This window comes from Sporanaerobacter sp. PP17-6a, assembly GCF_900095615.1.
In the GTDB taxonomy this organism is placed as follows: domain Bacteria; phylum Bacillota; class Clostridia; order Tissierellales; family Acidilutibacteraceae; genus Acidilutibacter; species Acidilutibacter cellobiosedens.
The window spans coordinates 90,656-104,988 of record NZ_FMIF01000012.1; the positions used below are offsets into that span (position 1 = coordinate 90,656).

The following is a 14,333-nucleotide window of genomic DNA, read 5'->3' on the forward strand; positions in this document are numbered from 1 at the left end:
TAATCCATCTGTTCATATAGGGAAACATTTTTATATCGGCAGTTATTACAATCGCTGGCATAGATTTTTTTGTACGACATGAAGGGACAATTTGAAGTAGACCGGTATATGTAGGGGTGTATATTTGGTAATTATAATAAACATAAAAGGCATATAAGCATATAATTATATAGCAAGAAATATACCCTTGAAGAGGAATGAGAAAATTGTGATTATCCCTGAGAGGCTGATAAAAGAAAGAATGGGGAAGTTAAAATCTTAAATAAATCGACGATACGAGGGGATGATTTGAGATCGCTTCAGGCAGAAAGAGAACCGCTGCAAAACTAATTTACTCTGTTAGTTTTGTGGGCGGTCCCTATTGTTGTATTAAGAATAAAGAAACAAATTTCATGGAAATAGGAGTGCCTTCTACGGGTACCCGTTCTGCTTTTAATATAAGAATACCGGGTTCAACTATATAATTGCTTTTCGGCTGTATTACTCCATTTATGAAAAGGTTCAAATAAGAAATTTGCTGAGGATCAAGGATTCCTCTGTTGCCATACACGGTTAATTCGTCTGTATTTGTATAAACTTTTTTTCCAGATGCAAGAGTGTTATACTGATAAGTTTCCGCTTTCATAAGCCGATTATTTTCTCCCTTTATTTTTAAATACTGAAGGATAATCGGCACACCTTCCCGAGGGATATCTTCTGTTTTTAGTGTCAAGAGACCTGGTTCTAATGCGTAGTTAATCTCGGGCTGCAATACCCCATTAATAAAAAGATTAAAAAAGGAGACTTCATTTGGATTAGGAATTCCTTCATCGGTAAATTCTCTTTTTATTCCGTCTGAATTAGTATTATATTGATTGTTTTCCGCGCTGATAATCTTATTGTCTTTACTGTTAAAGGATCCGGCGACCTCTGCCGTTAGTACAACCGTAGTACCGGAATTTAAAGTCCCGATATTCCAGATAATTTGGCTGTTTTGTTGGAAAGCAGTACCTTGAGTAAGGCTGATAATATTAAGGTCAACTAAATTATCTAAAAACAAAGTATCTGTCATAACAACATTACTTACGGGAACATGATTGTCATTAGATACACAAATTTCTATTCTCCACATATTGATGGCATTATTACTGACTTCTAAAGGCCCTGATGTGATATACTTTTTGATGGTTAAATTATCAAATTCAATGGGGTACTGGTCATTATTACCGAACCTTGCCGGTTTTCTATGAACATATAAATTATCCTGCAATGGATAAAAGTTAGGAAAATTCTTAAATTGAAAAATATCACAGCTTGAACTTTCTATAAATTCCCGACAGCAAGGAGGCTCTTGACAGATTCCGAAGTTAGGTATTAATAGCTGAACCTTTCCTACTGCTTTAATAATAAGCACAGCACCTACTGAGAAGTTTAATTGATTATTAAATATAATAGGGGTATCTAAAAGTTTTGAGCTGGTTTCTACTGCAATATCAAATGAAAACTTATCTCTTGCTTCCGGTATAAACATGATAATATCATTAACTATATCGGGTAGATATCCTCTTATTATATCCTTATTCATAGTAGTAATTTGAAATGGTATTCTCAATAGAAATTGAACTCTCTTGAAATTTGGCCTATTATTTATATCAGTTATTTTTAGAGTACCTTCTATAATAAATCCCGGCTTAAATGTAATACTTCCGAATTTACTATTGCCTATATCTGTTTTTATACATTCAAAGCAATCTTTCTGTTGATATTGAGAATAAACCTTGTTGGCAATAATACATGTATTTTTTAAATTATGTATATAATCTAAAACTTTTATTGATGCTCCGGAAGATATATCTGATAGTATATAGGTATCTGAATTTGAATTTAAAACTGATACAATGGCTCTGCCAAGAGAACGTAACCCGGGAGTATTGAAAAGGCCTTTGATTTCAAAAGTGGCCGTTAATGTCCTGCCGGGGGGAAGTTCTTCAATATTCCAAATAATAACGTTGTGGTATATGGAGATATTTCCTGAAGATACAAACAGAGTATTGATATTGTCAAATTTATCAAACAGGATATAATCTGTTACAATGATATTTTTTAAAACGTCATTTGTTAAATTGGTAACCTTCAGAGAAAAATTCCACCTCATAAATTTACCTAAAAAGGCAACTAAAGGTCTATTTAAGATGGATTTTTGCAGCAGCAATTGTTTTTTTACCGGTTTTTCAGATGAAATTACCATGATTTGAATATCCTGCGAAGGTCCCGCAAATATTTTACCGGAAGGCATATTTCCGATTGCCGAAGCGGTGTCTAAATTTCTGAATCCGTCTATAGCAAATGAGCCGATAATATTTGCTACCAAAATGGAAATTTCCGATTTTTTCAGTGTACTGATTTTCCAGAGAATTTTATCGCCTGATAAGGAAGCATTTCCGTGAGATATGCTGATAATTTTAATATTACTGATATTTTCAATAAGCAAAGTATCTGTCACAAGGATATCCGATATAGCACCGCCGCTAAGATTGGTTATCTTTATTTCCACTCTCCAGGTGCTGATTTTTCCGATATTTATTTTTATCGGGCCTGACGTAATGGTTTTAGTAATATCCAATCCTTTAACAACTTCGATTGAGTTTCCGGAAACAATATCGGATATTATACTTCCTAAAGAATTATTGCCGGTTGATAGGCCACGACTAATGAATCGAATGCCGTCAGCTTTAAAAAAACCTTTTATTTTAAAACTTACAGTGGCAGATTCTGATGTATTCAGAACATCTACATTCCAAATAATCGTTTCATCATTTATAATAATATTACCTTGAGACGGAGGAGAGTTTTTTATGTTTAAAACAGAATCTATCAGAATATTATCTGTCACAACAATATTGTTAATCGTCGTATTTCCTATATTGCTTATTACTATTGCAAATTCCCAAGTGGCTGTATGGCCTATGGGAACAGATGTGGGGCCGGATATAATAATTTTTTCTAACTTCAGATAAGGCTGTAAAGTTTCTCTGATATTAATATTTTTATCCGATATAGGGCCAGCGGATATATGTCCATAAGGTAAGATGCCTTCAGCTATAGCAGAATTAAGATTAGCCGACCATTCCTCTTTAATGGTAACAAAGGTGATGATAATAGAGACATCTTTCGAAGGAATATCTTCTGTTTTCAGCAGGAGCAGTCCCTTTTCAATTTCATAGTTAGTCTTTGGCTGTAATACTCCGTTAATAAACAAGTCAAAGTAAGAAACATCATTAGGATCGAGGATACCCCTGTCTCCATATTCTATTAATTCATCATCATTTGTATAAGTCCTCTTTATACCGTCAGACAATGCGTTATATTGATAAATACCGGCATCCAGTAGTTTTTCCTTATACGGATATCGGGTGTTTTTATTTTTTAAATGAGGAGTAATCTTAGAAAGTTTATCTTTGGACATAACTATCACTCCCAGAATGAATATATTTTCCTTCAATTATTCTATGCTTATAACAAAAAGGATGTGCCAATAGGCACATCCTCGAATATATTTATTAAGTTGTTATTGTAGTTGTAGAAGTAGAAATTGGATTGAAGTTATTTACAGTTAAGGTAATTGGTGTACCAACAGGGATTGTAGATGCTTGATTAATGACAACTTGAGAACCGTCGGTACTAACTGTAAACAAACTGGATTGTTGTAATACACCATTTATAAATAACAGATAATATCCATTATCTGTAGATACAGTTGTCAGATTACCAGTCATGATATTGCCGGCATCGTCTGTGAATTGAGTAGCCGGAATAGTGAGTACATCATCAGTTCTTTCATCTTCCCTTAATTCATAAAAGTATTTGCTGATTTCCGGATTAATATCAACATCTGTTGTAGTGACAGCACTCATCACTAATTTTAATAATTTTGTAGCCATTATTTGTCCTCCTTTTTATTGGATTTTAAACCTGTTTACATAGTAATATATTAGACAAGTTTTTAATTTGTTACTTATTTGAACTGTATTTATACTTTTTTACGGCTGCCTTTATCATCTCCCTCTACTTCTTATATATAAAATAAAACGAAATTTTACTATTGTAATTTAAAAAAAGTGATTGAAATTAAAAAATAAATTTTAAATATTGAAACCCAAAGATGATTTTGTATACAAGAATGCAGTTACTATGTGTATATTGCAAATTGGAGAATTGTCAGGATATTTATCAGATGATTTTAAAAACAAATATGATGGAGTATCATGGAGAAACATTAAGGGAATGCGAAATGTTGTAGCACATAATTACGGAAGTTTGGATGCACAACAAAGGCCCCGCATTATACCGCAAACCTTTTAAGGTTTATTTACAATATTTTAATTATAAAATCATTTTATATTAAATATAATATCCATAGAAATATTTGTGAAAAGTTTTCCTTTAGTATATAATATAAATATATACAATATGAGGCGGGGAGAGGTGAATATCTGTGACCAACGAAGAGTTTCAGGAGATAGTCCTACAGGAGCTGAAAAGCTTAAGAGAAGGCCAGAATAGCTTAGAGGGAAGGCAGAAAAACTTAGAAGAAAGTCAGAAGGACTTAATAGAAGGACAGAAGACCTTACTTGAAGGCCAGATAAGGTTGGAAGAGCGGCAGACAAGATTGGAAGAAGGCCAGACGAAGTTGGAAGAGCGGCAGACAAGACTTGAAGAAGGCCAGACGAAGTTGGAAGAGCGACAGACAAGACTTGAAGAAAGACAGGGTAACTTAGAAGAGGAGATAAAAGATATCAAGAGGGACTTAAAAGCTGTAATCGATCAAACCGCTGATTTAACTGAATTTAGAGAAGAAGCAAATAAAAAGCTTGATTTTTTAATTGAAGATAACAGATCCATACATGAAATTTTAGGCGAACATGAAATTTCAATCAGAACTTTACGAAGAAGGCCTGTGGTTTAATAAAAGCCCTTTGAATTTGAGGATTTCCCAAATTCAAAGGGCTTTTATGTTAAGTTACAATATGCGTATAAACTTCTTCTTAACATATGAAAATGATATTGTATTATTCCCGATGTTATGATAATATTAATATCGATGATAATGATAATCATTATCGACGTGTTAATATAACGTTAATTATAAAATTAAGGGGAGGTGAAATAATTATTATCTTAACGTTATGTTAAACCATTATGTTAAGGAGGAGATAATTTGATCAATAGAGCAGTTAAGCAAATATTGATATTTACATTGGTTTTCTCAATGATATTTACAGGTGTGATTCCTGGAATTGTAAATAATACGGTGAGAGCGGAAGAAACCGAAGCGGTATCCGATGAACAAGAGAAAAATATAATACCCGGGGAAGAAAAAACGGGAGAAGATACGTCTGAAAAAGAAGATGAAGTTAATCAGGAAGAAGAGAATAATTTGCCGGAAGAATCCGAAGAAGAAAATGCGGAACCTTCCGAGAAATTAACGGCAGACATTATAAATTTGAGCCTTGGAGGAAAAGGCTACAGCACAACTATGGCAGAAGCCGTGGAATACGCTCAGGATCAGGGAGTCCTTGTAGTTGCTGCTGCAGGAAATGAAGGAGAAGATGCTTCAAGATATTATCCCGCAGGACTTCCGGGAGTTTTAACTGCAGGTGCTGTGGACAGAAGCGGGAATATAACAAGTTTCTCCAATATAGGCAGCAGAGTTGATATATTTGCTCCCGGGGTGGATATTGTATCCACATCTATAAAGGGAAGCGGAACAATGGGTAATGATGAAAAAGGATATTATGAAAAAGCAAATGGCACTTCTTTTTCTTCGCCATATACGGCAGGAGTGGCGGCAGTTTATAAGATCAAAAATCCCGATGCAAGTGCTGGTCAGATAATAGAAGTTATCAAGAATTCGGCCGTTCAAGGTAAAAAGTGTATAAAACTGAATATGTACAATGCTGTTGTTTTAGGGGAAAGTCATGAAAGCTACATACAGTTTCTTACTCCTAAGAAGGATAGCTATATATCGGATGTTGTAGAGATTAAGGCCCGAATTATAAAGAATTCCGACCAGATAGGGAAAGTAGGATTTTATTTGGATTCTGTCTCGGATAAAAATAAGATTGCCGAAATAGAAAATGACGGGAATAAAGAAATATATGAATACGAGTGGAATACAGAAAAAGTGGAAGAAGGCAAACATAATATAATAGCCGTTGTTTATGATACTGCCGGCGATATAAAAAATAAAGTGGAAACATCAATATATGTTATAAACGAAGTAAATTCCGGCTTGATATTGAAAGTAAAAGATCCAAGGGGAAATGTAGCTGTAAACGCACAAATACAGCTATATGATAAAAAAACCGAAGACGAAAAGGAAAGCTATGAGGAAATATGGGAAGGAACAACGGACGATCAAGGTCTGGTTCGTATACCGAATACTATAATAGACGATATGACTAAATATTATGTTCTTATAAATGGAGTATTTGATTTTGAAGGGTCCCCTGCGGGAAGTACTTTGTTTATTTACAGAAGAGAAGTGGAGGGGCCGAATACTGTTGAAATAAATGGGGAAGGCACTGTCCCAGTCAAATTCAATATAAACGACAAGAAAGGTGATACTATTTCCGAAGCACAGTATTATGCTACTGCAGTTGATGAAAACGGGTTAAAAATAGGAAGTACAAGTTCCTTAAATTCTAAGACATATAATTCCCCTACCATTTATATGGATAAGGGAAAATATGATTTGTTTGCATACAGCAAAACCGACAACGAGACATATTTCTTAAGTGAATTTGGAAAGAACATAGATAATTCGGACAAGGAACTGATATTTGACGGAAAGAAAACAGGGTCCGTTTCTTTGGATTTGAATTATCCTGAAAATATAGAAGTGGTAAACAGTTATCTGTATTTGTACAATAAGTATACTGAAGCCTCCATAGGAATATCCGCAGATGAAGAAATTGCAGGGAAGGATATATTGGTATCTGCGGGAGATTATAGCTATACAACTGAAATTGAGATAAAGGTTCCCGGCTATGATACCAATTGGGTTTATGTATTTGACAGCTTGGGAGATTCGAAGAATATAAAGGAAAATATGGATAATAAGATAACTCTCGGCGGAAATATTAAATTGGATGTTTATGAACTTGATAAGGATACCATGAAGAATTATGTTGAAGGAATAGGCGGAACTTTTAACGAATCCGATATTAAATATTCCGAAAGAGACGGAGTAAAGGTATACAAAATTCCGAGGGGTTACAATATGGAATATACGAAACACAGATTTACGGATGAAAATAATAACGGACTGGTGGCTATATATAAGGGAAGTCTCGGAGAAGATTCCGTAAATATATATGGAAATGTTCAGGCTTCAAGTTTGGAAGAAGTAAATCCGTATTATTGTATAACGAGGCTTTCGGACGGATATCAACCTTATAACATGGCATTTAATTTGTTCTATCAATATGCTTTCTGGTATATCGGAAATCCTGCCTTGACCGTAGGGGAATATGATGTTGATTTAATTCTTGAAAAAAACCCTCTGGCCGAAAACGGAATCAAAGGCCACATGATTCAGAATATATATGATGAAGATGTCAAGGTATTGAAGTTAAAAGACGAAAAGGGAAATGTCCTTAAGCCTTATACTTGGATATACAGGTTGGAAAAAGACGAGGAAGGCAATAGTTATTGGGAACAAAGCTACGGATTGTGGTGCGATAGGACCGGCAAGGATATTGGCGCCATAGTTATAGATTCCGGTACGAAACTTTCGGAAAAGAAAGACGGGAATATGGCGGTATTTTATTACACGGATGAAAAAACGGATAAGAATGTGTTTATATTTAGAACCTTTACGACTTTGGATGAATTGGAAAAGAACATGACTATAAATATAGAAGACCTTCAACTGGTCAGATTCAATCCGGTGGACAGCAAGGGCCACAAACTTGATGCTATGGATTTAAGCCAAAGTATAATAATCGAAAATGATAATTTGGCAATTCCTTTTAGCCATAACATAGATATGTTATATACGGACGGAATTTATATGGAACCGGGAGAATATGGGTTTAACGGCATATATATTACTCCAAAGGATAATGGGGGCAAATACAACTGTTATTATTTAATTAACACGGGTGTAGATATAACAAAGGATGGGAAAAACAATGAAGTAAAATTGGACGGATCAAATACCGCCAAGATAAACGTAGAAGTGGATAAAGGAAAATATGAAAGCATAAGAGGCATACAGCTTTTGCCATTTAACAAATATCAGTACAGCATCAGTGAGGCCCAGCTTCAAGGAAATGTATTCTATGTTTCTGCTGGAATTAAATATGATGATGTCAAATTGGTATACGTGTTAGGTGATCCTGAAGATTCTTCTTATCTTTGGAATTACTTTGTTGACAAGGATGATTGGAAGGGAAAAGAATTTAAAAAAGGTGAAGAATATACTTTGAATTATGGGGCCAAGCTCAATTCTTCAATCAAATTGAATAAGAATCTGATAAATACGGGAGACAGCATATCGGGGATATCGAGTATTACTGACCAGTACGGCAATAGAATAAGCCAAGTGGAAGTGACTTCAAATCCCTATTGGATAATGGATTCGGAGAATACGTCTGATTATAATCAAGTATATACTTATCTTCCGAACGGGAAGGTATCCATAGTACCATATCAGTTTAAAGATGATGTTTATGGAATTAATCATGATGACGACAGCTCATTTGAAATAAGGCATGTAAATCCTCATTTGAAGGTATATAAATTAACCGAAGGCAAAGAACAAACGGTACTTAATGAAGCTAAAGAAGAATATTACAACGGATTTAATGAAAGCACTAAAAACATGACACTCGGAGAATACAGGGCAGAATTATCATTAGTACGGGGCCTGACGGAATTATTTCTACGGGAAGCAAAGACGGCTTGTTTACTATAGCTAAAAAGGAAATAACCCCTCCGACAGACGACGATGACGACAACGACAATAATGACGATAATGATAGTGGCAAAAAAGAAAGCAAGGACGGAAGTCCATCTAATACTCAAACAGCGGAGAATAAAGAAATTACATCTGATCAAACTTCGGTCGAATTGCTAAACGGCGAAATTAAGATGAAATTTGATAAGGGACTTTTAGGTGAGAAGGCTAAGGTATCGGCAAGCGTAATAGATGAGAAAAATGTATCTGTTCCTAAGGCACAAGATATGGAAAAATTGAGTTTGGCGGGAAAGATATACAAAATTGATTCCTCTGTTAATAAGTTTGACAATCATATTTCCCTAACTTTGAAATATGATAAGGAAAAAGTGAAGGATGTAAATAAATTGGGGATATATCGATATGATGAGAAGGATAAACAATGGATATATGCAGGCGGAAAGGTAAGCTCCGACGGAACAGGAATAACGGCCGAAATAGAGAACTTCGGCATATATGCGGTTATGGAATATGAGAAAACATTTAAAGATATACAAAATCATTGGGCTAAGGAAGATATAGAGATATTGGCATCCAAGCATATAGTGGAGGGAACAGGAGAGGATTTCCTTCCAAATGAGAAGATAACAAGAAAGGAATTTGCGGTATTGTTGTCAAGGGCACTTAGAGTTAAAGGTACGGATTTGGATAATAGCAAATTTACGGATGTTTCCTCAGATGAATGGTATGCACCTTATATAAACGGGGTATATGAAGCGGGGATAATAAAGGGTACGGATGAAAATAAATTTGAACCTGACAAAGAGATAACGAGGGAACAAATGATAACAATGATAATGAGATGCTATAACAATCTTACAAATAGTGATTACAATGAGATGATGGCAACATCTCAACTGAGGTTTAAAGATGAGGAAACCATAAGTGAGTGGGCATATCAGGCGGCTGTAATAGGAAATTCTTTGGGGATTGTAAAAGGAAAAGAAGGAGAAGTGTTTGCTCCGAAGGATACTGCAACAACACGCAGGGACGGTTCTTCTGTGTTAAAAACACAGAAGAACCGTCCCCGCGTGTTTAAATTAATTTTTATTTAAATAAAAATTAATTCTTGAAATACCATTTCATAAGATATATAATATTTATGAAATGGTATTTCAAGAATTGGGGGTATAAAATGTTGATAAAAGAAATGATTTCTAAATTATCTCCTTCAGAGAAAAAAGTTGCGGAATATATAATGGCAAATCCGGAGGAATCGTTAAAGCTCAGCGTTGAACAACTGTCCAAGGCTTGCGGGACAAGCGGAGCCACCGTAGTAAGATTTTGCAAGACTATGGGTTTGAACAGTTTTCAAAATTTAAAGTTAAGGATTTGTTCCGATTTGAACAAGGAAAACGATCTATTTTATACTGATATAGTTCCTGACGAGAAAAAAGAAGTGATTGTAAAGAAAATCACCGATAACAACATAAAGGCAATAGTGGATACAAGTAACACAATCGACATGAATGAACTTGAAAAAGCTGTTGAAGCAATAAAAAAGGCGGATAGGATAGTTTTCTTCGGAGTCGGGGCTTCTTATATAGTTACAGAAGATGCGGCCCAGAAATTTTTAAGAATAGGCAAAAATTGTTTTTCACCTTCGGAAACTCAACTGGCGGCAGCCATAATAGGTACTTTAAAGGAGAATGATTTGGTGTTTGGAGTATCCTTTTCAGGAGAGACGGAAGAAGTTTTGGGGATATTGAATCTTGCAAGGAATAAGAATCTGAAAACAATATCTTTAACCCAGTTAGGTAAATCAAAGGTGGCAAATGCGGGAGATATAAAATTATTTACGGCACCTTCCATTGAAGCTCCCCTCAGAAGTGCCGCCACATCTTCAAGGATGGCCCAACTCCATGTAATAGATATTTTGTTTATGTGCGTAGCTGCTTCGGATTTTGATGAAACAATTAATTCCCTTGAAAAAACGAAAGAATCTATCCGTTCCCTTAAGAATATGACATACAAAAAAATTAAATGAAGAGGGACGCTGAATAATAAAGATGTTTTGATATTAGGATTGGTTCAGAGAAAGATAAATATAATACGAAAGGTGATGATAAAGGAAAATAATAGCATTTAAAGAACTACGGGAAATTGTTTCTTAAAAAAAAGACAGGAGGGAGAAAATTTTGGAATTATCACTTATGCAGATTCTTTTAATAAGCTTATATGCTTTTATTTCAGATGTTGACGGACTTACCTTCCAGATGGGATTGTCAAATGCCATCTTTGCAGGAGCTTTTACCGGAATTGTTGTCGGAGACATTAAACTTGGACTGGCTATCGGTGCTACTTTGCAGTTAATGGGACTTGGAGTGGCAACTTATGGAGGAGCTTCCGTACCTAATTATAAAGCTGCCGCTATGTTGGGGACTGCTTTTGCTGCCATAACAGGGCAAAGTATTGAATTTGCCATTGGTATTGCTGTTCCCGTTGGTATATTGCTTACACATATGGGAACTTTGGTAAGATTCGTAAATGTATTTTTCCAACATAAAGCGGAAAAATATGCGGATGAAGCAAACCTGACGGGAGTTTCGAGGTCTAATGCTCTCTGTTGCCTTACTTGGGGTTTCGGAGCTGCTATTCCCGTATTTTTAGGATTATATTTTGGCAGTGAGGTTGTAGGGTTTGTAACGGATAAAATACCGGTATGGCTTCTAACCGGACTGAAAGTATCCGGAAAAATACTTCCTGCGATGGGTATTGCCATTTTGATGAGATATCTTCCTCTTAAAAAGTTTTACCCATTTATGATTTTGGGTTTTGCCATAGCCGCATTTTTAAACGTAAGTTTAGTCGGCGTAGCAATAATAGGATTTGCTATAGCGGCAATATGGCTGATGATTAAAAACCAGGGGCTGCAAGTTCAATCCCAGGATGAAGGAGGAGATATTGATGACTGACAGTACACAGATAAAGAAAATAGATAAAAGCGATATGAGAAAAGTATATTGGAGACAGTTATTCGGTATTCAGGTAGGATGGAATTATGAGAAAATGATGGGATTAGGTTATTGTTACAGTATGATACCCGTAATTAAGAAATTGTATAATACAAAGGAGAAGATATCGGAAGCATTAAAACTACATCTTCAATTCTTTAATACAAATCCCACAATGGCACCTTTTATTCTCGGGGCTGATATAGCTTTGGAAGAAAAAATGGGTTTGGAAAATAAGGATGCCGTTAACAGTATGAAAATAGGTCTTATGGGACCTTTTGCAGGAATAGGGGATACCATATTTGTGGCGATTTATAGGGCTATAGTTTTCAGTATAAGTGCTTACCTTGCATTGGAAGGCAATATCTTCGGAGCAATTTTTCCTATAATAACGGCTGTTGCTATGTGGTGGGTAAAATATAAGTTTTTGTGGATAGGCTATCACCAAGGACAGAAAATTGCTTCGGGATTTTCAAATTCTCTTCAAAGACTGAATGAAGCAGCTACCATACTGGGATTGATCGTAATAGGAGCCCTTATACCTTCCGTTATAACCGTCGGTGTTCCTTATGTATATAAGAGAGGGGAAGTTACGATGGAACTTCAAGGTATGCTTGATAAGATCATGCCTTCTATGGTTCCTGTAGCGGTTGTATTGCTGTCTTACTGGTTATTAGGCAGAAAAAATATGACTTCCACGAAACTTATTTTTATCCTTTTATTCTTGGGAATAATATTGGGAGCATTGAATATCTTAGGATAACAGGGTACGGTCAAAGATCGTGCCCGGCAAATATAGGATGGGGTGGTAGATAATGAGTATAATTCATGTGAGAATTGACGATAGGTTAATTCATGGTCAAGTAGCCGTTGTATGGACGAATACTTTGCAGGCCAGCCGCATAATGGTAGTTAATAATAATGCTGCGGGAGACGATATGCAGAAGAGCATATTGAAAATGGCAACTCCTCCGGGAGTAAAACTTTCGGTACTGTCCGTAGACAAAGCTGTGGACAGGATAAAAGAAGGGAGATACGATTCGGACAGAGTTTTTATGATTCTAAAAAACCCTTCGGATGTATTGGAATTAATAAAAAGAGAAATTGACATAAAAGAAGTTAATGTAGGAAATATGGCGAATAGAGGAGGAACCACTCAAATAAAAAAATCCATAAGCATCTCTGAAGAAGATTTAAAGGCATTCTTGGAACTTAATAAGATGGGGGTTAAATTGACTGCCCGCATGATTCCCAATGAAGGAGAAAATGATTTGATGGATTTTATTAAACAGAAGGGACTTGTATAATATGATTCTTCAGCACAGAATAGATCTTCTTGATGATTATTTGAAAGACTGTATCGATAAAAGGGTGTTTCCGGGAGTTTCCTATGCTGTTGTTACTAAGGATGAATCCCATATAAACTCTCTTGGTTTTTCTCAGATAATGCCGGATAAATTACCTTTGGAACCTAATCCCATATATGATATTGCTTCACTAACTAAGGTAGTGGGAACTGTTTCGGGGATTTTATTTTTAATGGAAGACGGAAAGGTAAGTTTAAGTACTAAAATTAAGGACATTATACCTGAGTTCAAACACGACGATATTACAATTTTGAATTTATTAACCCACACATCAGGTCTTCCGAGTCTTAAAAAATATTATGAGGAATGTAAGGACAAATACGAGCTGATCTATCAGGTTTGCAATGCTGATTTGGTTTACGCTACAGGTTCTAAAGTTGAATATTCCGACTTGGGGTTTATGGTTCTGGGATTTGTTATAGAAAAAACAACAGGATCTCTTGAAAAATTTATTAAGGAAAGATTATTTGTTCCTCTCGGCATGAAGGATACGGGGTTTAACCCCGGAGAAGAAAAGATAAAAAGATGTGCCGCTACTGAAAAAAAGGAAGGACGAGGAATAGTAAAGGGAAAGGTTCATGACGGAAATGCCTATTTTATGGGAGGAATATCGGGACATGCAGGTCTTTTTTCTACTGCAGAAGATCTGTCTCATTTTGTAAAGACGATTATACGGGATGGTTTTTATGAAGAAAAGAATGTATTGAATTATAAAAGTATCAGGCTTATGACTCATTCATTTACTGAAAATTTAAATGAAAGCCGAGGGATGGGATGGCAGATTAACAGAGGTTTTTCTTATTGCGACTTGGCTTCGGAGAATGCCATATATCATACGGGGTTTACAGGGACATCCATATTAATAGATAAAGATTTTGGTTTTGTTCTTCTCACAAACAGGGTACATCCCGATAGAAATAATATGAAGCTGATAGGTTTGAGAAAGATGATAAATAATCTGGCTTCTGCAGCCGTTTCAGTATAAAAGAAGATTATACTTAAGCAAGATAT

The 14,333-nt window shown here is 35.4% G+C and carries 11 protein-coding genes; 9 read left to right on the forward strand and 2 right to left on the reverse strand.

What is annotated here, in order from left to right:
• Nucleotides 1-358 precede the first annotated feature (358 nt).
• Both PP176A_RS05950 and PP176A_RS05955 read right to left on the reverse strand, forming a co-directional pair.
• Nucleotides 359-3,445, reverse strand: coding sequence for a DUF4183 domain-containing protein (locus tag PP176A_RS05950; RefSeq protein WP_083381818.1), 3,087 nt, complete (start codon nucleotides 3,443-3,445; stop codon nucleotides 359-361).
• 94 nt (nucleotides 3,446-3,539) lie between these two features.
• Entirely contained in the window at nucleotides 3,540-3,920 is a 381-nt protein-coding gene (locus PP176A_RS05955) for a DUF4183 domain-containing protein (protein WP_071139543.1), read from the reverse strand.
• 208 nt (nucleotides 3,921-4,128) lie between these two features.
• Between PP176A_RS05955 and PP176A_RS15845 the strand changes: the two genes are divergently transcribed.
• From PP176A_RS15845 to PP176A_RS05995, 9 genes are all read left to right on the forward strand, one after another.
• Nucleotides 4,129-4,341 carry a HepT-like ribonuclease domain-containing protein gene (locus PP176A_RS15845; protein WP_255401623.1) on the forward strand — a complete coding sequence of 71 codons (213 nt, stop codon included), beginning with the start codon at nucleotides 4,129-4,131 and terminating at the stop codon, nucleotides 4,339-4,341.
• 133 nt (nucleotides 4,342-4,474) lie between these two features.
• Complete coding sequence (locus PP176A_RS05960) at nucleotides 4,475-4,945, forward strand: hypothetical protein (RefSeq protein WP_071139544.1); 471 nt, start codon at nucleotides 4,475-4,477, stop codon at nucleotides 4,943-4,945.
• Nucleotides 4,946-5,197: 252 nt separating this feature from the next.
• Nucleotides 5,198-8,959: a S8 family peptidase gene (locus PP176A_RS05965; RefSeq protein WP_071139545.1), complete on the forward strand. Its 3,762-nt coding sequence runs from the start codon at nucleotides 5,198-5,200 to the stop codon at nucleotides 8,957-8,959.
• On the forward strand, nucleotides 8,947-10,056 hold the full coding sequence (locus PP176A_RS05970; RefSeq protein WP_071139546.1) for an S-layer homology domain-containing protein: 1,110 nt from the start codon (nucleotides 8,947-8,949) through the stop codon (nucleotides 10,054-10,056). The genes PP176A_RS05965 and PP176A_RS05970 overlap by 13 nt, the downstream gene beginning before the upstream one ends.
• 80 nt (nucleotides 10,057-10,136) lie before the next feature.
• Complete coding sequence (locus tag PP176A_RS05975; RefSeq protein ID WP_071139547.1) at nucleotides 10,137-10,988, forward strand: MurR/RpiR family transcriptional regulator; 852 nt, start codon at nucleotides 10,137-10,139, stop codon at nucleotides 10,986-10,988.
• 151 nt (nucleotides 10,989-11,139) lie between these two features.
• Nucleotides 11,140-11,916, forward strand: a complete 777-nt coding sequence (locus tag PP176A_RS05980) for a PTS mannose/fructose/sorbose/N-acetylgalactosamine transporter subunit IIC (RefSeq protein WP_071139548.1) — start codon at nucleotides 11,140-11,142, stop codon at nucleotides 11,914-11,916.
• Nucleotides 11,909-12,718 (forward strand): PTS system mannose/fructose/sorbose family transporter subunit IID, encoded by an 810-nt coding sequence (locus PP176A_RS05985; protein WP_071139549.1) that lies wholly within the window; start codon nucleotides 11,909-11,911, stop codon nucleotides 12,716-12,718. Before PP176A_RS05980 ends, PP176A_RS05985 begins: the two co-directional genes overlap by 8 nt.
• A 52-nt stretch (nucleotides 12,719-12,770) precedes the next feature.
• On the forward strand, nucleotides 12,771-13,262 hold the full coding sequence (locus PP176A_RS05990) for a PTS system mannose/fructose/N-acetylgalactosamine-transporter subunit IIB (protein WP_071139550.1): 492 nt from the start codon (nucleotides 12,771-12,773) through the stop codon (nucleotides 13,260-13,262).
• Nucleotide 13,263: 1 nt separating this feature from the next.
• Complete coding sequence (locus PP176A_RS05995) at nucleotides 13,264-14,307, forward strand: serine hydrolase domain-containing protein (protein ID WP_071139551.1); 1,044 nt, start codon at nucleotides 13,264-13,266, stop codon at nucleotides 14,305-14,307.
• Nucleotides 14,308-14,333: the final 26 nt, after the last annotated feature.

What these genes read in the sequence shown, in the direction of transcription:
- PP176A_RS05950 (WP_083381818.1), bottom strand. Translation starts at nt 3,445, where the DNA reads ATGTCCAAAGATAAACTTTCTAAGATTACTCCTCATTTAAAAAATAAA.
- PP176A_RS05955 (WP_071139543.1), bottom strand. Translation starts at nt 3,920, where the DNA reads ATGGCTACAAAATTATTAAAATTAGTGATGAGTGCTGTCACTACAACA.
- PP176A_RS05975 (WP_071139547.1), top strand. Translation starts at nt 10,137, where the DNA reads ATGTTGATAAAAGAAATGATTTCTAAATTATCTCCTTCAGAGAAAAAA.
- PP176A_RS05985 (WP_071139549.1), top strand. Translation starts at nt 11,909, where the DNA reads ATGACTGACAGTACACAGATAAAGAAAATAGATAAAAGCGATATGAGA.
- PP176A_RS05990 (WP_071139550.1), top strand. Translation starts at nt 12,771, where the DNA reads ATGAGTATAATTCATGTGAGAATTGACGATAGGTTAATTCATGGTCAA.
- PP176A_RS05995 (WP_071139551.1), top strand. Translation starts at nt 13,264, where the DNA reads ATGATTCTTCAGCACAGAATAGATCTTCTTGATGATTATTTGAAAGAC.